The following is a 16,785-nucleotide window of genomic DNA, read 5'->3' on the forward strand; positions in this document are numbered from 1 at the left end:
CCTGCGTAGGTACTTACGCAGGACCTGAGACCCCTGGTGATCGGTGGTGGTGAGGTCAGCCGGCGGAGGGCAGTCCCAGCAGAACGTCGGAGTACTTGAGCAGGGCCAGCAGCAGTCCGACGACACCGAGCGATACGCCCGCCCAGGCGACCGACTTGATCCAGGGGGCCTGCGGCCCGCCGGGGGTGCCGAACGCGGGACGGGCCAGGACGGCGACGCCGGTGAGCAGCGCGACCAGGGCGAACAGCCCCGCCCACAGCGCGGTGGTGTGCCAGGCGTCGCCGTAAACCGCCTTGATCTGTGTGGCGACACCCGCGTTGGACGCGGTGTGGAGCTGGCCGTCGAGGGTCGTGCGGGCGGCGGCCACGGTGCCGATCCAGCCTCCGCTGAGCGATACGAGGCCCAGCGCGGCGGAGACGACGGCGGCGGCTCCCTGTCCGACCCCGGAGGGGCCCTGGTCGACGCCGGAGGGGCCCTGCTTCTCCGATTCCGCGGCGGCCTCTTCCCCTGCGGCGGCCTCGGTGGCGTTCTTCGTGGTCTCTTCGGCCGGGTTGGTCTCGTCGGTCTGTGCCTCGGTGCCGGGAGCGGCACCGTCAACAGTCTTCGTTCCCATGTCTGGCACCGTACGGACGCTGTCTGAGAGGTCCCTTAATGATCGTCGCGGTGCCCACGTGCCGTACGCCACTCCGGCGCCAGCACCGACCAGACCTCCATGTCGTGCCGTACTCCCCGGTGGAGGTGGGTCTCGCGCATGACCGCGTCCCGGGTCATGCCCAGCCGCCGGGCGGTGTTGACGCTCGGTACGTTGCCGGACGCCGCGTGCCACTCCACCCGGTGGATGCCGCGCACTTCGACCGCCCAGTCGATGAGCACGGTGATGGCCCGGGTGATCAGTCCCCGCCCGGTCGCGGCGGGTTCCAGCCAGCAGCCGACCTCGCAGGTGCCGTTCACGGCGTCGAACGTGCAGAACAGCACTCCGCCGACCAGCTTGCCGTCCAGCCAGATGCCGTGCAGGCCTCCGTTGTCGGCGGTGCGCTTGTCGGCGTGCCCGGTGAGCAGGGCACGGGCGGACTCGACGTCGGTGGCCTGCGAACCGAAGGTGATGTACCGGCCGATGTGCTCCCGCCCCCGGTCGAGGTGGGCGAGGAACTCCTCCGCGTGCCAGGACTCCAGCGGGCGCAGTTCCGCGCCGTCGTCGCCCAGGGATATCGCGTACATCGTGCCGTTCTCCTTCGGATGTTCAGTCGAACTGGTCTCCCAGCGCCATGACCATCGTGCCGACGATCAGCAGCCACAGGGCCCGGCGCGTACGGCCCCCGTGGCCGAGGACCGCGCCGCACGCGCACACCGCCGCGCCGAACCCGTAGGCGGCCGGGACCAGGGCGGGTGCGGAGCCGGTCAGGCGCATCAGGGACGCCGCGAGTCCCGCGAGAAACAGCAGGGCTCCGGCACCGGACGCGGTCCAGCGGGCCCGGCGCGCGTCCTCGGCCCCGTCTCCGTCGCCTTCGTGGTCGGCTTCATCCACGCCGTCCACGTCGGCCGCGTCGGCCGCGTCGGCCGCGTCGTGCACGTCGTCGTCCACGTCGCTCACCTCGTCCGTGTCCGGCCGGGTGTCGTAATCGGTGCGTCCGCTCATGGCGGGCGAGCGTAGTACCTGTGCCTCCGAGCGCATACCTTCGGGTACGCGCGCGCCGGGCGGCACGTTCACCGGGCCGACGCGGTGCCGAGGGGGTGCGCCGGTGCCGGCGCACCCCCTCGGGCCGGAGTCAGCCCTCGCTGACGCCCAGCCTCGCCAGGATCAGCTCCTTGACGCGGGCCGCGTCGGCCTGGCCGCGCGTGGCCTTCATGACCGCGCCCACCAGGGCGCCGGCCGCGGCCACCTTGCCGCCGCGGATCTTGTCGGCGATTCCCGGGTTGCCGGCGATGGCCTCGTCCACGGCGGTACCGAGCGCCGAGTCGTCCGACACGACCTTCAGACCGCGCTTCTCGACGACCTCGTCCGGGGTGCCCTCGCCCGCGAGGACGCCCTCGATGACCTGGCGGGCCAGCTTGTCGTTCAGGTCACCGGAGTTCACCAGCTCGGTGACCCGGGCGACCTGCTGCGGTGTGATGGCCAGCTCGTCCAGCGACGTGCCCGACTCGTTGGCGCTGCGTGCCAGCTCGCCCATCCACCACTTGCGGGCGGAGGCCGCGTCGGCGCCGGCGTCGATCGTGGCGACGATCGGGTCCAGCGCACCGGCGTTGAGGATCGACTGCATGTCGGTGGCCGAGATGCCCCACTCCGCGAGCAGGCGGGTGCGGCGGGCCAGCGGCATCTCCGGCAGCGCGGCGCGGATCTCCTCGACCCACTCGCGGGCGGGCGCCACCGGGACGAGGTCGGGCTCCGGGAAGTACCGGTAGTCCTCGGCCTCCTCCTTCACCCGGCCCGAGGTCGTCGACCCGGTGTCCTCGTGGAAGTGACGGGTCTCCTGGATGATCGTGCCGCCCGACGAGAGCACCGCGGCGTGCCGCATGACCTCGAAGCGGGCCGCACGCTCCACCGAGCGCAGCGAGTTGACGTTCTTCGTCTCGGAGCGCGTGCCGAACTTCTCGGCGCCCTTGGGCATCAGCGACAGGTTCACGTCGCAGCGCATCTGGCCCATCTCCATGCGGGCCTCGGAGACGCCGAGCGCCCGGATGAGCTCGCGCAGCTCACGGACGTAGGCGCGGGCGACCTCGGGAGCGCGCTCGCCGGCGCCGGTGATCGGCTTGGTGACGATCTCGATGAGCGGGATGCCGGCGCGGTTGTAGTCCAGCAGGGAGTGGGACGCGCCGTGGATACGGCCGGTGGCGCCGCCGACGTGCGTCGACTTGCCGGTGTCCTCCTCCATGTGGGCGCGCTCGATGTCCACGCGGAAGGTCTCGCCGTCCTCCAGCTGTACGTCGAGGTAGCCGTTGAAGGCGATCGGCTCGTCGTACTGGGAGGTCTGGAAGTTCTTCGGCATGTCCGGATAGAAGTAGTTCTTCCGGGCGAAGCGGCACCACTCGGCGATCTCGCAGTTCAGCGCGAGGCCGATCTTGACGGCGGACTCGACGCCGGTCGCGTTGACGACCGGGAGCGCGCCGGGCATGCCGAGGCAGACCGGGCAGGTCTGCGAGTTGGGCTCGGCGCCCAGCTCGGTGGAGCACCCGCAGAACATCTTGGTCTTGGTGCCGAGTTCGACATGGACCTCAAGGCCCATGACGGGGTCGTACGACGCCAGCGCGTCCTCGTACGACACCAGGTCGGTCGTGGTGGTCACGGTGAAAGTTCCCTCTCAGCCCAGCAGGACGTCGTCGTCGCCGAGCCGCTTGAGCTCGCGGTAGAGGATGGCGAGGCCGGTGACGATCGCGGCGGCGGACACGGCGGCGTCGATCAGCCGCAGGGTGTCGTGCTCGGTGCGTGCCTTCTTCATCTGCTTGGCCACACCGAACGCGCCGAACGCGGTCCCGGCCATCGACAGGTACGTGCCGGACTTCGTCTTCTTGAAGCCCTTGGCCTTCGACAGTGTGTTGCTCACAGCGACGGAGCCTCCTCCAGCAGCGGGTGTCCCCACTTTTCCACGAAGGCGGCCTCGACGGCGGCACCCACCTTGTACAGACGGTCGTCCTGCATCGCCGGGGCGATGATCTGGAGGCCGACCGGCAGGTTGTCCTCCGGGGCGAGACCGCAGGGCAGGGACATGGCCGCGTTGCCCGCCAGGTTGGTCGGGATGGTGCACAGGTCGGCGAGGTACATCGCCATCGGGTCGTCCGCGCGCTCGCCGATCGCGAAGGCGGTGGTCGGGGTCGTCGGGGAGACGATCACGTCGACCTGCTCGAAGGCCTTCTCGAAGTCACGCGTGATGAGCGTGCGGACCTTCTGCGCGGAGCCGTAGTACGCGTCGTAGTAGCCGCTCGACAGGGCGTACGTGCCGAGCATGACGCGGCGCTTGACCTCGGCGCCGAAGCCCGCCTCACGGGTGAGGGAGGTGACCTCCTCGGCCGAGTGGGTGCCGTCGTCGCCGGTCCGCAGGCCGTAGCGCAGGCCGTCGAAGCGGGCGAGGTTGGACGAGCACTCGGACGGCGCGATCAGGTAGTACGCCGACAGCGCGAGGTCGAAGGACGGGCAGTCCAGCTCGACGATCTCGGCGCCCAGCTCCTTGAGCAGCTCGACCGACTCGTCGAACCGCTGGATGACGCCGGCCTGGTAGCCCTCGCCGCGGAACTGCTTGACGACGCCGACGCGCATACCGGCGACGCTGCCGTTGCGGGCGGCCTCCACGACCGGCGGGACGGGCGCGTCGATGGACGTGGAGTCCATCGGGTCGTGTCCGGCGATCACCTCGTGCAGCAAGGCCGCGTCCAGGACCGTACGGGCACAGGGGCCGCCCTGGTCGAGGGAGGAGGAGAACGCCACCATGCCGTAGCGGGAGACCGCGCCGTACGTCGGCTTCACGCCGACCGTGCCGGTGACGGAGGCCGGCTGGCGGATGGAGCCGCCCGTGTCGGTGCCGATGGCGAGCGGCGCCTGGAAGGAGGCGAGCGCTGCGGAGGAGCCGCCGCCGGAGCCGCCGGGGATCCTGGTGAGGTCCCAGGGGTTGCCGGTCGGCCCGTAGGCGCTGTTCTCGGTGGAGGACCCCATGGCGAACTCGTCCATGTTGGTCTTGCCGAGGATGACGACGTCGGCGGCCTTCAGCCGCTTGGTGAGCGTCGCGTCGTACGGCGGGATCCAGCCTTCGAGCATCTTCGAGCCGACGGTGGTCGGGATGCCCTCGGTGGTGAAGATGTCCTTCAGCGCGAGCGGGACGCCGGCCAGCGGGCCGAGCTTCTCGCCACGGGCGCGCTTCTCGTCCACGGCGCGTGCCTGGGCGAGGGCGCCCTCGCGGTCGACGTGAAGGAAGGCGTGCACCTTCTCGTCGACGGCCTCGATGCGGGCGAGGTGGGCCTCGGTCACCTGGACCGCCGTCAGCTCGCCGGAGGCGATCTTCCCGGCGGTCTCGGCGGCCGTGAGCTTGATGATGTTGACGTTGTCCGTCATGGGATTCAGTCCTCCCCCAGGATCTGCGGCACCTTGAAACGCTGCTGCTCCTGGGCCGGGGCGCCGGAGAGCGCCTGCTCGGGGGTGAGCGAGGGACGGACCTCGTCCGCGCGCATGACGTTGGTCAGCGGCAGCGGGTGGGAGGTCGGCGGTACGTCTTGGTCGGCGACCTCGCTGACGCGGGCGACCGCGCCGATGATGTCGTCGAGCTGGCCCGCGAAGTGGTCGAGTTCTTCGGGCTTCAGCTCCAGACGCGCCAGCCGGGCGAGGTGGGCGACCTCCTCGCGCGTGATGCCAGGCATGCAGCGTTCCTCTGGGGTGAGTGTGTGTGGTTGACCCAATCCTATGGGGCTGGGCACCGTGACCGTGCAACGGTTTCCCCCGGCGTCGCCCGGCACACTCCCCCGGGCCGCTCTCGGGCAGCGCGCGGCGACCTTGGGACGGCCTCGCACGGCCTGGCACGGCGCCGCCCGGACACACTCCCCCGGGTCTCAGCCCACCAGGCCCGTGTCGTCCGCGGCCGCCGCCGGCAGGGCGGCCTTCGGGCGCTGCCAGCCGCGGGAGCCGCGAGCGCGCAGCCATGCCGTGGTTTCGTCGGGGGGCATCGCCGCGGCGACCAGCCAGCCCTGTACGGCGTCGCAGCCGAGGTCCCGCAGTCGCTCCCAGGTCTCGTCGTCCTCGACGCCCTCGGCCACCACCAGCAGCCCGAGGGAGTGCGCGAGGTCCACCGTGCAGCGCACTATCTCCGCGTCCTGGTTGTCCACGGCGAGCCGGGCCACGAACGACCGGTCGATCTTCAGTTCGCTGACCGGCAGCCGGCGCAGGTGCACCAGGGAGGAGTACCCGGTGCCGAAGTCGTCCAGGGACATCTTCACACCGTGCCCGGTCAGCCCGGCCAGGGTGTCCGCGGCCCGCTGCGGGTCCTCCAGCAGCACGTGTTCCGTTATCTCCAGTTGCAGCGCCCCCGCCGGGACGCCGTGCCGGGCCAGCCGGGCGGCCACCGAACCGGCGAAGCCGGGGGTGTGGACGTCGCGGGGGGAGACGTTGACGGCGACCGGCACGCGCAGCCCCTGCGCGCGCCACCGGGCGACCTGCCCGAGCGCGGTCTCCAGCACGTACTCCGTCAGATGGGGCATCAGCCCGGAGGACTCGGCGATCGCTATGAACTCGTCCGGGGGAACCTTTCCGCGCTCGGGGTGGACCCAGCGCACCAGCGCCTCCAGACCGGCGACCTGGCCGTCGAAGCGGACCTTGGGCTGGTAGTGCAGCTGGACCTCGTGCGCGTCCAGGGCGCGGCGCAGATCGCCGAGCAGCCCGAGCCGGTCGGGGGTGTTGGAGTCCCGCTTGGACTCGTACACCTCCACGCCCGTGCGGTCCCGCTTCGCCTGGTACATCGCCACGTCCGCCCGGCGCAGCAGCCCCTCGGCGTCCAGGGCATGATCGGGGAAGACGGCGACGCCCGCGCTGGCCTCCAGCACGAGGGTGAGCCCGTCCAGGTCGAGCGGGGAGCCGAGGGCGGCGATCAGGTTGCGGGCGACGCGGGTCGCCGACGTGGTGGAGTCGGCGACGGGCAGTAACACGGCGAACTCGTCTCCCCCGAGCCGGGCCGCCTCGGCGCCGCGCGGCAGCGCGAGCCGCAGCCGGTCGGCCGTCTGGAGCAGCAGGCGGTCGCCGGCGAGATGGCCGAGGGTGTCGTTGACGGAACGGAAGCGGTCGAGGTCGATGAGTACCAGGGCGGCCCGCGCGCCGATGCGTTCGGCGTCGTCGAGGGCGGTCCAGATCCGCTCCAGGAGCCACTGCCGGTTGGGCAGCCCGGTCAGCGGGTCGCGCAGTTGTTCCTCCGCCCGCGCGCGGGCGATCCACAGGGTGGAGTCGAGCGCGACGAGCGGGATGGCGAACAGCGGGAGCAGCACCGGCTGGGCGTCGGCGACCGCGCAGACCAGCGGGGTGATGCCGAGCAGCGCGACTGCGATCAGGCCCTGTCTGGCCAGCGCGGTGCGGGCGATGGTGGGCAGTCCGCCGCGCGGGGCGTGCAGGTACCACAGCAGGACGCGGGTGACCGCGAGGTAGGCGGCCGCGACGAGCACCACCTCCGCGGCGGTGGCGACGGTCCAGCGGTGCGGGTCCCAGGGGGCCTCGACGCTCGGAACGCGGCCGAAGGCACGGAGCACCAGGGCGCCGACGCCGATCCCGAGGATGTCCACCGCGCCCTGGAGCGCGCCCTGGCGCCACCGGTTGCGGCGGGCGGCGGCGACCAGGACGACGACGCTGAGACTGACCATTCCGGCGGGCACCCAGCCGTACAGCAGGAGTACGGCGAGGGTGAGCGCGGCGCCGGAGCCGGTGCCGCTCCACCAGCGGGAGCGGCCGAGCATGACCAGGTGGCCGACGATGACTCCGGTGAGCACGGCCAGCGACCAGCCGACCGTGCCGGACGGGAAGAGGGCGTGGCCGTCGGTGAACGCCCGCAGGAATCCGGCGCCCAGGGTGAATCCGGCGGCCGCGACGACCGCGGCGGGCAGCGCGGGCCAGGACTGCCGGCGTTCGTGTTCGCCACCGGGAAGCACGGCGACGGGTTCGACGGTCAGCGGTGCCGGGGACATCAGGGGGGCCACGAGTGCCGGGGGGAAGGTGCCGCGGCCGTCCGCGGCCGCCCCCGTCCGCTCCGCGGCCCGGCGCGGCCACCGGATCTCCCGCCACGCGCCCGCCTTCCGGCGCAGGCGCTGCCATGAGTCCGGGGCGGCGCTCTCGGTCGGTTCCATTCCCGTCCCTCTCACAGCCGGCGGTGCCCACGCCACGCGGTCCGCTGTCCGACGGCCATCAGCGGTCCCGCGTTGGAAAACCCTTCCCCGCACGCTCGATGAGCACGGGAATGCCCCGGCCGCAGCTGGGCACGGCAGGCGCACGTCTCAACAGTAGGCCGCGGAAGGCTTCCACGGGCAGCGGTCGTCGGTGGTTGCCCGAATGCGCCCGGGCCACCCGTATACATCTGATATGCGCCGATCGGGTGGCCTTCAACCGCTACTCCCCGGCCGGGAGGGCGACTTCGGCCGCGGCCTCCGGTCCCTGTTCCAGCAGAACACGGAAGCCGTCCTCGTCCAGAACAGGCACTTTGGCCTGCATCGCCTTGTCGTACTTCGATCCCGGGTTCTCGCCCACGACCACGAAAGATGTCTTCTTCGACACCGACCCGGTCACCTTCGCCCCGCGGCTCTGGAGCGCTTCCTTGGCGCCGTCGCGCGTGAAGTTCTCCAGGGTGCCGGTGACGACGACGGTGAGCCCTTCGAGCGGGCGCGGTCCCTCGTCCTCTCCCGACGCCTCGTCCTCCAGCCGGACACCGGCCGCCCTCCACTTGCGGATGATCTCCCGGTGCCACTCCTCGGCGAACCACTCCTTGACCGCGGCGGCCACGATCGGGCCGACGCCGTCGGTGTTCTTCAGCTCCTCCTCGGTGGCCTCCTCGATGCGGTCGAGCGAGCGGAAGGCGCGGGCCAGGGCCTCGGCCGCGACCGGGCCGACGTGCCGGATGGACAGCCCGTTGAGGAAGCGCGCCAGCGGGCGCTGCTTGGCCGCCTCGATGTACTCCAGCAGCGCGAGGGTGTTCTTCTTCGGCTCGCCCTTCTGGTTGGCGAAGACCGTGACGACCTTGTCCTCACCCGTCTTGGGGTCGCGCTTGGGCAGGCCGCTGTCCGGGTCCAGGACGTAGGCCTTGATGGGCAGCAGCTTCTCCACGGTGAGGTCGAACAGGTCGCCCTCGTCGGCCAGCGGCGGGGCGGCCGGTTCCAGCGGGGAGGTCAGCGCGGCCGCCGCCACCGCACCGAAGTGTTCGATGTCCAGGCACTGCCGGCCCGCGAGATAGGAGACGCGCTCTCTCAACTGGGCCGGGCAGGTGCGGGCGTTGGGGCAGCGGAGGTCGATGTCGCCCTCCTTCATGGCCCGCAGGGGCGTGCCGCACTCCGGGCACTCGGCGGGCATGACGAACGCGCGCTCGCTGCCGTCCCGCAGGTCCTCCACCGCGCCGAGGATCTCCGGGATGACGTCGCCGGCCTTGCGGATCACCACGGTGTCGCCGATGAGGACGCCCTTCGCCTTGACCACCTCCTGGTTGTGCAGGGTGGCGAACTCGACCTCGGAACCGGCCACCGTGACCGGCTCGACCTGGGCGTACGGCGTGACCCGGCCGGTGCGGCCGACGCCCACCTTGATGTCGATGAGCTTGGTGTTGACCTCCTCCGGCGCGTACTTGTACGCGATCGCCCAGCGTGGCGCGCGAGCCGTCGAACCGAGGCGTCCCTGGAGGCGGATCTCGTCCAGCTTCACGACCACGCCGTCGATCTCGTGTTCCACGGAGTGGCGGTTCTCGCCGTAGTACGCGATGAACTCCCGTACGCCGTCGAGGCCGTCCACCACCCGGTTGTGCGCGGAGGTGGGCAGGCCCCAGGACTTCAACAGGTCGTAGCCCTGGGAGAGGCGGGTCAGGCCCTCGTAGCCGGCCAGGGCGCCGATGCCGTGGACGACCATGTGCAGCGGGCGGCCGGCGGTGACGCGCGGGTCCTTCTGGCGCAGCGAACCGGCCGCCGCGTTCCGCGGGTTGGCGAACTGCTTGTCGCCGGCCGCGACCAGGCGTTCGTTCAGCTCCTTGAACTTCTCCATCGGGAAGTAGACCTCGCCGCGGATCTCCACGAGGTCGGGGACGCGGTCGCCGGTCAGCCGGTCCGGGATCTCGGCGATCGTACGGACGTTGGGCGTGATGTCCTCGCCGGTGCGGCCGTCGCCGCGGGTGGCCGCGCGGGTCAGCCGGCCGTGCTCGTAGGTGAGGTTGACGGCGAGGCCGTCGACCTTGAGCTCGCACAGGAGGTGGTAGTCGGAGGTGCCGGTGTCCTTGGCGACGCGCTCGGCCCAGGCGGCCAGTTCCTCGTCGTTGAAGGCGTTGTCCAGGGAGAGCATGCGCTCGCGGTGCTCGACCGACGTGAACTCGGTCTCGTAGGCTCCCGCGACCTTCTGGGTCGGCGAGTCCGGGGTGCGCAGCTCCGGATACTGCTCCTCCAGCGCCTCCAGGGAGCGCAGGAGCTTGTCGAACTCCGCGTCGCTGACGACGGGAGCGTCCTTCACGTAGTACCGGAAGCGGTGCTCCTCGATCTGCTCGGCGATCCGGGCGTGCTTCTCCCGTGCCTCGGCGGGCACTGCCGTCTCCGCTTGCTGCTTGTCGCCGGCCACCGTGTCGTCCTCCCGTTACTCTGGGTTGTCCGCGAGTGATCTCGCCGCCAGGGCGCAGTGTGCGAGGGCCCGGCGCGCGTACGCGGGGGAAGCGCCCGCGAGTCCGCACGCGGGAGTGACCGTGACCGTCTCCGCGAGAAGCCCCGGATTCAGCCCCAGCCTGCGCCACAGCGTTCTGACCCCCATGACGCTACCGGCAGGGTCTGACAACGGACCGTCCGTGCCCGGTACGACACCGGCGAACAGCCGCGTGCCGCCCTCGACGGCCTCGCCGATCGCGTCCTCGTCACGCTCCGTCAGAAGCGAGAAGTCGAAGGAGACCCCGGCCGCGCCCGCGCGGCGCAGCAGGGCGAAGGGCACGTCCGGGGCGCAGGAGTGGACCACGACCGGGCCGGTGCCGTGCACCGCGACGAGATCCCTGAGGGCGCCCTCGACGAGTTGACGGTCCACGGCCCGGTGGGTGCGGTAGCCGCTGGCGGTGCGCACCTGGCCGCGCAGTACGGCGGTGAGCGAGGGCTCGTCGAGTTGCAGCACGAGCTGGGCCCCGGGCAGCCGGCGGCGCAGCTCGGCGAGGTGCAGACGCAGTCCCTCGGCGAGGGAGCCGACGAGGTCGCGGCAGGCGCCGGGGTCGGACAGGGCGACCTCGCCGTTCCTCAGTTCGAGGGCGGCGGCGAGCGTCCAGGGGCCGACGGCCTGCACCTTCAGCGGGCCCTCGTAGTCCTGGGCGAACTCCTCCAGGGCGTCGAGGTCCTCACCCAGCCAGGACCGGGCCCGCCTGGTGTCCCGCCCCGGCCGGTCCCCGATCCGCCAGCCGCTCGGCTCCACGCGCGCGTACAGCTCGACCAGCATCCCGGTGGTACGGCCGATCATGTCGGCACCGGGGCCGCGGGCGGGCAGCTCGGGCAGGAACGGGAAGTCCTCGAAGGATCCCATGACGGTCTTGGCGGCTTCTCGTGCGTCGCCGCCGGGCATGGACCCGACACCGGTGGCGGCACCGAACCTGAACTGCGTGTCTTCGCTCACCCGGGAAGCCTATGCCTCCGGCGGTGGAGCGGATTCAGGGTGCTGCCCGGCGCCGTTCACGCAGTGGTCGCCGTTCACGGAAAACGGCTCCCGTCACTTCCCCGGTCGCACCGTCAGGTCGTTGACCTCCGCGTCCGCGGGCAGGTCGAGGGCCATCAGGATCGTCGTCGCGACCGACTCGGGGTCGATCCAACGGGCCGGCTCGTACTCCTTGCCCTCCTGTTGGTGGACCTTGGCCTGCATCGGGCTCGCCGTGCGGCCCGGGTAGACGGAGGTGACGCGGACGCCGTTCCCGTGCTCCTCCTCGCGCAGGGAGTCGGCCAGGGCCTTCAGGCCGTGCTTGGAGGCGGCGTAGGCGGACCAGCCGGCGTGCGCGCTGAGGCCCGCGCCGGAGTTCACGAAGACGACATGGCCGTGGGCGAGGCGCAGTTGCGGCAGGAAGTGCCGGGTCAGTTCGGCGGGCGCGACGAGGTTGACGTCGAGCTGGTGGTGCCAGGACTTGGGGGTCAGCTCGCCGACCTCACCGAGGTCGACGACCCCGGCGATGTGCAGCAGCGAGTCCACCCGGTCCGGGAGCGCCTGGTGGGAGAAGGCCCAGGAGAGCCGGTCCGGGTCGGAGAGGTCGCCGACCAGGGTCCGGGCGCCGGGGAACTCCGCCACGAGCTCCTTGGCGCGGCCGGCGTCGCGCGCGTGCAGCACGATGTCGTCCCCGCGCGCGTGCAGCCTGCGGGCGACGGCCGCGCCGATGCCGGAGCCGGCTCCGGTGATCACATGAGTAGCCATGTCGGCCATGCTCGCATCACCGGACGTCTACCTGACGCCCTGGCTCTCCTCCAGGTGGGCGAGCGCGCCCACCGGCTCCTCCGCGAAGAACACCAGGTCGGTGAGCGGTCGGGGCAGGAAGCCCTCGTCCTCCATCCTGCGGAGCTGTTCCTTGAGGCCGTCGTAGAAGCCCTCGGTGTTGAGCAGCACGACCGGCTTGTCCGTGTGCCCGTGCTTCTTCAGCTCAAGGACCTCGGTGACCTCGTCCAGCGTCCCGGCCCCGCCGACCATGACGACCACCGCGTCCGCCTTCTCCACCAGCAGCCGCTTGCGCTCGGCGAGGTCGGCCGCGATCACCATCTCGTCCACGCCTGGCCGGGCCGTCGCCGCGAGGAACTGGACGGAGACGCCCACCAGCCTGCCGCCCGCCTCCTGGACGCCGTCGGCGACGACCTTCATCAGACCGACGTCGTTACCGCCCCACACCAGGGTGTGACCGCCCTTTCCGAGCAGCTGCGCGAACTCGCGCGCGGGGCGCGAGTAGCGGTCGGCCAGGTCGGCGGAGGAGAGGAAGACGCAAATACGCATGCGTTCAGCCTAGACGGGAAGAACCGGCGCCCTCCGAGCATTTCCCTGCGTATGAGCGATGGACACACGATCACGATCGAGCAGAGCGAGCAGCACGTGCGCGTGGTGCGCGGGGAGCTGGTGCTGGCGGAGAGCCGGCGGCCGCTGTTGCTGCGCGAGACGGGCTGCCCGGTGCGCTACTACATCCCGGCCGAGGACGTACGCCTCGACCTGCTGACCCCCTCCGACACCCACACGTACTGCCCGTTCAAGGGGACGGCGTCGTACTGGTCCCTGCCGGACGCCCCCGACCTGGTGTGGGGTTACCCCGAACCGAAGGACGGGGTGGCGCGGATCAAGGACCACTTCTGCTTCTACGAAGTAGAAACCTCCTAGCCCGCTAGACGGCCGCCGCCGCGCGCGTGGTCGACGCGATGGTCGCGGAGCCGACCACGCGCGTGCCGTCGTACAGGACGATCGCCTGGCCGGGGGCCACGCCCCGGACGGGCTCCGTGAAGGTGACTTCCAGGGTGCCGTCGGTGAGTTCGGCGGTGACCTCGGTCTCGCCGCCGTGCGCGCGGAGCTGGGCGGTGTAGGTGCCGGGTCCGGGGGGGGCGGTGCCGCACCAGCGGGGCTTGATCGCGGTCAGGGCGGTGACGTCGAGGGCGGCGGCCGGGCCGACCGTCACCGTGTTGGTCACCGGGGAGATGTCGAGGACGTAGCGCGGCTTGCCGTCGTCGGCCGGGACGCCGATGCGCAGGCCCTTGCGCTGGCCGATGGTGAAGCCGTACGCGCCCTCGTGCGTGCCGACCTTGGCGCCGGACTCGTCGACGATGTCGCCCTCGGCCTTGCCGAGCCGGGCGGAGAGGAAGCCCTGGGTGTCGCCGTCCGCGATGAAGCAGATGTCGTGCGAGTCGGGCTTCTTGGCCACCGCGAGGCCGCGGCGCTCGGCCTCGGCGCGGATCTCGTCCTTGGTGGTGACGGTGTCGCCCAGCGGGAACAGCGCGTGCGCGAGCTGCTTCTCGTCCAGGACACCGAGCACATAGGACTGGTCCTTGGCCATGTCGGAGGCCCGGTGCAGCTCCCGGGTGCCGTCCTCGTGCACGATCACCTGGGCGTAGTGGCCGGTGCAGACGGCGTCGAAGCCGAGCGCCAGCGCCTTGTCCAGCAGCGCGGCGAACTTGATCTTCTCGTTGCAGCGCAGGCACGGGTTCGGGGTGCGGCCGGCCTCGTACTCGGCGACGAAGTCCTCCACGACGTCCTCGCGGAAGCGGTCGGCGAGGTCCCAGACGTAGAACGGGATGCCGATGACGTCGGCGGCCCGGCGGGCGTCACGGGAGTCCTCGATGGTGCAGCAGCCCCGCGCACCGGTGCGGAACGACTGCGGGTTCGCGGAGAGCGCGAGGTGGACGCCGGTCACGTCGTGGCCCGCCTCGGCCGCGCGGGCGGCGGCGACGGCGGAGTCCACGCCGCCGGACATGGCGGCGAGTACGCGGAGGGGGCGGGTGGGCTGCGGGGTCTCAGTCATAACCCTTCCAGAGTAAGGGGGCGCGGGAACCGGAGACCGCGCGTATCCGTTCTGGACCACGTGGGCGCGACACGGGCGGGTTCGGCAAAGGGCGGCGACTCGGATCGGCGGCTGGGGCGGCGGGCCCTGGTCGTCGGCGGGGTCGCGGCAGCGGCAGGCACGGCCGCGCTGGCACGGGAGGAGCTGTCCCGGCTGTACTGGCGGCTGCCCGGGGTGAAGAAGTCACGGGTGGCGGGTGCGGTGGACTTCCGCGGCGCCCATTGGGTGGCCGCGTCCGAGGCGAACTACCGGACGGCGGACCGGCCGGCCGACTATCCGGTCGACCGGGTGGTCATCCATGTCACCCAGGGCGGCTACAAGAGCGCGGTGCGGGCCTTCCAGGACCCCGGGCACGGGGCCGCCGCGCACTACATCGTGCGCGCGGACGGGCGGATCACCCAGCTGATCCGTGAACTGGACGTGGCGTTCCACTCGGGCAACCGGTCGTACAACGAGCGCAGTGTCGGCATCGAACACGAGGGTTTCGTGGAGCGCGCCTCGTCCTTCACGGACGCGATGTACACGGCCTCGGCACGGCTGACGGCCGGGATATGCGGGCGGTACGGCATTCCGGTGGACCGGGAGCACGTCATCGGGCATGTGGAGGTGCCGGGCACGGACCACACGGACCCGGGGCGGTACTGGGACTGGGACCGCTACATACGGCTGGTGCGCCAGGCTCGTACGGCGTGACGCGCGCGTCAGGTGAGGCCCGCGGCCCTGGCGCGCTCCACCGCCGGGCCGATCGCCTTCGCCACGGCGTCCACGTCGGCCCGTGTGGAGGTGTGGCCGAGCGAGAAGCGGAGGGTGCCGCGGGCGAGGTCCGGGTCGGTGCCGGTGGCGAGCAGGACATGGCTCGGCTGGGCGACGCCCGCGGTGCAGGCGGAGCCGGTCGAGCACTCGATGCCCTGGGCGTCAAGGAGGAGCAGCAGGGAGTCGCCCTCGCAGCCGGGGAAGGTGAAGTGGGCGTTGGCCGGGAGGCGGTGCACCGGGTCGCCGCCGAGGATCGCGTCCGGCACCGCCGTACGGACCGCCTCGATCAGGCTGTCCCGCAGGGCACCGATCTCCCGGGCGAACCGAACCCGTTGTTCGGCGGCCAGCCGGGCGGCGACCGCGAAGGAGGCGATCGCCGGGACGTCGAGGGTTCCGGAGCGTACGTGCCGTTCCTGGCCGCCGCCGTGCAGCACGGGCACCGGGCTGTGCTCCCGGCCGAGGAGGAGTGCGCCGATGCCGTAGGGGCCGCCGATCTTGTGTCCGGAGACGGTCATCGCGGCGAGGCCCGAGGCGCCGAAGTCGACCGGGACCTGGCCGAGGGCCTGGACGGCGTCGGAGTGCAGCGGGACGCCGAACTCGGCCGCGACCTCGGCGAGTTCGCGGACCGGCAGCAGCGTGCCGATCTCGTTGTTGGCCCACATGACGGTGGCCAGGGCGACGTCGTCGGGATTGCGGGCGATCGCCTCGCGCAGCGCCTCCGGGCTCACCCGGCCGTAGGAGTCGACGGGGAGGTACTCGACGGTGGCGCCCTCGTGTTCGCCGAGCCAGTGCACGGCGTCGAGGACCGCGTGGTGCTCGACGGGGCTCGCGAGGACCCGGGTTCTGGCCGGGTCGGCGTCGCGCCGGGACCAGTACAGGCCCTTGACCGCGAGGTTGTCGGCCTCGGTGCCGCCTGAGGTGAGGACGACCTCGCTGGGGCGGGCGCCGAGCGCTTCGGCGAGTGTCTCGCGGGACTCCTCGACCGTGCGGCGGGCCGCTCGGCCGGACGCGTGGAGGGAGGAGGCGTTGCCGGTGACGCTCAGCGCGGCGGTCAGTGCCTCTGCCGCCTCCGGAAGCATCGGGGTTGTCGCGGCGTGGTCGAGGTAAGCCATGGTGGGCCCGATTCTACGGGGCCCCGGGTGGCGGCTCGGCGGCGCGGGCGGCCATGCGGCCGGGCGGGCGGCGGTGCCCCGTCGTCCTCGGGGCGTCGGCCGTCGTACCCGGTGGGCCGGCGCGGCTCAGGGCCGGGTCGGGTGGCTCACAGGGGGCTGGGTCCGCCGGCTCACAGGCTCCAGGAGACGGTGTTGGACAGTTCCATGGCGGTCACCAGGACCGCCAGGTCGGCCACGCCCAGCGCCAGACCGAGGTAGGCCCGGCCACGGCGGGCGGTGCCGCGCCACAGGGCCACGGCGGCGAGGACCACGGCGATCGGCCCGAGGAAGACGTTGAGGACCAGGAGGCCGAGAAGGCCGAGGATGAAGGAGGCCACGGCCATGCCGTCGGCGTCACGGGTGCTGGTGTCGGTGCGGCGGTTATCGGTGTCGGTGCGGCTCGGGGCCGGTGCGGTCAGTTGCATGGTGCTCAGCTCCTGCGGATTGGATCGGTCGGTCAGTCGGCCGAGGTACGACGACGGCCGTGGCGCTCGCGCAGCGCGAAGATGCCGAGCCAGACGGCGATCGCGGCGGCGGCCACAACGGTGGCGGCGGGCGGCATGTGGGCGACGGTGCCCATCACGACACCCAACAGCATGAGTGCGGCGACGAGGAACAGCATGGGATTCGATCCCCCCTTCGTGAAGTTTCGGTGAACGGTTGTAGTAACAGTTGTTCACTGACTTTGAGTCTAGCGCCTCGGACGG

18 protein-coding genes are annotated in these 16,785 nt (G+C 71.8%); 2 read left to right on the top strand and 16 right to left on the bottom strand.

The genetic code is table 11. From position 1 onward, the window contains the following. Positions 1 to 55 precede the first annotated feature (55 nt). From ACIPK3_RS30735 to ACIPK3_RS30790, 12 genes are all read right to left on the bottom strand, one after another. Positions 56 to 613, bottom strand: a complete 558-nt coding sequence (locus tag ACIPK3_RS30735) for a hypothetical protein (protein WP_402574957.1) — start codon at positions 611 to 613, stop codon at positions 56 to 58. A 35-nt stretch (positions 614 to 648) separates the two neighbouring features. Further along, positions 649 to 1,218, bottom strand: coding sequence for a GNAT family N-acetyltransferase (locus ACIPK3_RS30740; RefSeq protein ID WP_402574959.1), 570 nt, complete (start codon positions 1,216 to 1,218; stop codon positions 649 to 651). Positions 1,219 to 1,240: 22 nt separating this feature from the next. Then, entirely contained in the window at positions 1,241 to 1,636 is a 396-nt protein-coding gene (locus tag ACIPK3_RS30745) for a hypothetical protein (protein ID WP_402574961.1), read from the bottom strand. Positions 1,637 to 1,766: 130 nt separating this feature from the next. Next, positions 1,767 to 3,281, bottom strand: a complete 1,515-nt coding sequence (gatB, locus tag ACIPK3_RS30750; protein WP_402574963.1) for an Asp-tRNA(Asn)/Glu-tRNA(Gln) amidotransferase subunit GatB — start codon at positions 3,279 to 3,281, stop codon at positions 1,767 to 1,769. A gap of 15 nt (positions 3,282 to 3,296) precedes the next feature. Further along, entirely contained in the window at positions 3,297 to 3,539 is a 243-nt protein-coding gene (locus tag ACIPK3_RS30755; protein ID WP_402574965.1) for a hypothetical protein, read from the bottom strand. Further along, complete coding sequence (gene gatA / locus ACIPK3_RS30760) at positions 3,536 to 5,038, bottom strand: Asp-tRNA(Asn)/Glu-tRNA(Gln) amidotransferase subunit GatA (RefSeq protein ID WP_402574967.1); 1,503 nt, start codon at positions 5,036 to 5,038, stop codon at positions 3,536 to 3,538. Before gatA ends, ACIPK3_RS30755 begins: the two co-directional genes overlap by 4 nt. A gap of 5 nt (positions 5,039 to 5,043) precedes the next feature. Next, a complete protein-coding gene (gene gatC, locus ACIPK3_RS30765; RefSeq protein WP_018531282.1) occupies positions 5,044 to 5,340 on the bottom strand; it encodes an Asp-tRNA(Asn)/Glu-tRNA(Gln) amidotransferase subunit GatC in 297 nt (98 codons plus the stop codon). A gap of 189 nt (positions 5,341 to 5,529) precedes the next feature. Beyond that, positions 5,530 to 7,800 (bottom strand): putative bifunctional diguanylate cyclase/phosphodiesterase, encoded by a 2,271-nt coding sequence (locus ACIPK3_RS30770; RefSeq protein WP_402574969.1) that lies wholly within the window; start codon positions 7,798 to 7,800, stop codon positions 5,530 to 5,532. A gap of 259 nt (positions 7,801 to 8,059) precedes the next feature. Continuing rightward, on the bottom strand, positions 8,060 to 10,255 hold the full coding sequence (ligA, locus tag ACIPK3_RS30775; RefSeq protein ID WP_402574971.1) for an NAD-dependent DNA ligase LigA: 2,196 nt from the start codon (positions 10,253 to 10,255) through the stop codon (positions 8,060 to 8,062). Between the two features lie 15 nt (positions 10,256 to 10,270). Beyond that, positions 10,271 to 11,278, bottom strand: a complete 1,008-nt coding sequence (locus tag ACIPK3_RS30780) for a methionine synthase (RefSeq protein WP_402574973.1) — start codon at positions 11,276 to 11,278, stop codon at positions 10,271 to 10,273. A gap of 93 nt (positions 11,279 to 11,371) precedes the next feature. Continuing rightward, positions 11,372 to 12,070 (bottom strand): SDR family oxidoreductase, encoded by a 699-nt coding sequence (locus ACIPK3_RS30785; RefSeq protein ID WP_402574975.1) that lies wholly within the window; start codon positions 12,068 to 12,070, stop codon positions 11,372 to 11,374. 18 nt (positions 12,071 to 12,088) lie between these two features. Further along, complete coding sequence (locus ACIPK3_RS30790) at positions 12,089 to 12,628, bottom strand: TIGR00730 family Rossman fold protein (RefSeq protein ID WP_402574977.1); 540 nt, start codon at positions 12,626 to 12,628, stop codon at positions 12,089 to 12,091. Positions 12,629 to 12,679: 51 nt separating this feature from the next. On the opposite strand from ACIPK3_RS30790, the gene ACIPK3_RS30795 reads away from it, so the two are divergent. Further along, positions 12,680 to 13,003, top strand: a complete 324-nt coding sequence (locus ACIPK3_RS30795) for a DUF427 domain-containing protein (protein WP_402574979.1) — start codon at positions 12,680 to 12,682, stop codon at positions 13,001 to 13,003. Between the two features lie 4 nt (positions 13,004 to 13,007). Here the strand turns inward: ACIPK3_RS30795 and mnmA are convergent, their stop codons facing one another. Beyond that, positions 13,008 to 14,135 carry a tRNA 2-thiouridine(34) synthase MnmA gene (gene mnmA, locus ACIPK3_RS30800; protein ID WP_402574981.1) on the bottom strand — a complete coding sequence of 376 codons (1,128 nt, stop codon included), beginning with the start codon at positions 14,133 to 14,135 and terminating at the stop codon, positions 13,008 to 13,010. A gap of 60 nt (positions 14,136 to 14,195) precedes the next feature. On the opposite strand from mnmA, the gene ACIPK3_RS30805 reads away from it, so the two are divergent. Next, entirely contained in the window at positions 14,196 to 14,867 is a 672-nt protein-coding gene (locus ACIPK3_RS30805; protein WP_402574983.1) for an N-acetylmuramoyl-L-alanine amidase, read from the top strand. A gap of 8 nt (positions 14,868 to 14,875) precedes the next feature. Here the strand turns inward: ACIPK3_RS30805 and ACIPK3_RS30810 are convergent, their stop codons facing one another. The 3 genes from ACIPK3_RS30810 to ACIPK3_RS30820 all read right to left on the bottom strand — a co-directional run bounded on the left by ACIPK3_RS30810 (position 14,876) and on the right by ACIPK3_RS30820 (position 16,700). After that, positions 14,876 to 16,039, bottom strand: a complete 1,164-nt coding sequence (locus ACIPK3_RS30810) for a cysteine desulfurase family protein (RefSeq protein WP_402574985.1) — start codon at positions 16,037 to 16,039, stop codon at positions 14,876 to 14,878. A gap of 170 nt (positions 16,040 to 16,209) precedes the next feature. Continuing rightward, the gene (locus ACIPK3_RS30815; protein WP_402574987.1) at positions 16,210 to 16,503 is read right to left on the bottom strand and encodes a DUF4190 domain-containing protein; all 294 of its coding nucleotides are present in this window, start codon (positions 16,501 to 16,503) and stop codon (positions 16,210 to 16,212) included. 32 nt (positions 16,504 to 16,535) lie between these two features. Further along, positions 16,536 to 16,700, bottom strand: coding sequence for a hypothetical protein (locus tag ACIPK3_RS30820; RefSeq protein WP_402574989.1), 165 nt, complete (start codon positions 16,698 to 16,700; stop codon positions 16,536 to 16,538). Between the last annotated feature and the right edge of the window lie 85 nt (positions 16,701 to 16,785).

Source organism: Streptomyces sp. NPDC086787, from assembly GCF_044745865.1.
Lineage (GTDB): Bacteria > Actinomycetota > Actinomycetes > Streptomycetales > Streptomycetaceae > Streptomyces.

Excerpts from the sequence above, each read along its gene's own strand:
- ACIPK3_RS30735 (WP_402574957.1), bottom strand. The coding sequence starts at position 613 with ATGGGAACGAAGACTGTTGACGGTGCCGCTCCCGGCACCGAGGCACAG.
- ACIPK3_RS30740 (WP_402574959.1), bottom strand. The coding sequence starts at position 1,218 with ATGTACGCGATATCCCTGGGCGACGACGGCGCGGAACTGCGCCCGCTG.
- ACIPK3_RS30745 (WP_402574961.1), bottom strand. The coding sequence starts at position 1,636 with ATGAGCGGACGCACCGATTACGACACCCGGCCGGACACGGACGAGGTG.
- gatA (WP_402574967.1), bottom strand. The coding sequence starts at position 5,038 with ATGACGGACAACGTCAACATCATCAAGCTCACGGCCGCCGAGACCGCC.
- gatC (WP_018531282.1), bottom strand. The coding sequence starts at position 5,340 with ATGCCTGGCATCACGCGCGAGGAGGTCGCCCACCTCGCCCGGCTGGCG.
- ACIPK3_RS30770 (WP_402574969.1), bottom strand. The coding sequence starts at position 7,800 with ATGGAACCGACCGAGAGCGCCGCCCCGGACTCATGGCAGCGCCTGCGC.
- ACIPK3_RS30785 (WP_402574975.1), bottom strand. The coding sequence starts at position 12,070 with ATGGCCGACATGGCTACTCATGTGATCACCGGAGCCGGCTCCGGCATC.
- ACIPK3_RS30790 (WP_402574977.1), bottom strand. The coding sequence starts at position 12,628 with ATGCGTATTTGCGTCTTCCTCTCCTCCGCCGACCTGGCCGACCGCTAC.
- ACIPK3_RS30795 (WP_402574979.1), top strand. The coding sequence starts at position 12,680 with ATGAGCGATGGACACACGATCACGATCGAGCAGAGCGAGCAGCACGTG.
- mnmA (WP_402574981.1), bottom strand. The coding sequence starts at position 14,135 with ATGACTGAGACCCCGCAGCCCACCCGCCCCCTCCGCGTACTCGCCGCC.
- ACIPK3_RS30810 (WP_402574985.1), bottom strand. The coding sequence starts at position 16,039 with ATGGCTTACCTCGACCACGCCGCGACAACCCCGATGCTTCCGGAGGCG.
- ACIPK3_RS30815 (WP_402574987.1), bottom strand. The coding sequence starts at position 16,503 with ATGCAACTGACCGCACCGGCCCCGAGCCGCACCGACACCGATAACCGC.
- ACIPK3_RS30820 (WP_402574989.1), bottom strand. The coding sequence starts at position 16,700 with ATGCTGTTCCTCGTCGCCGCACTCATGCTGTTGGGTGTCGTGATGGGC.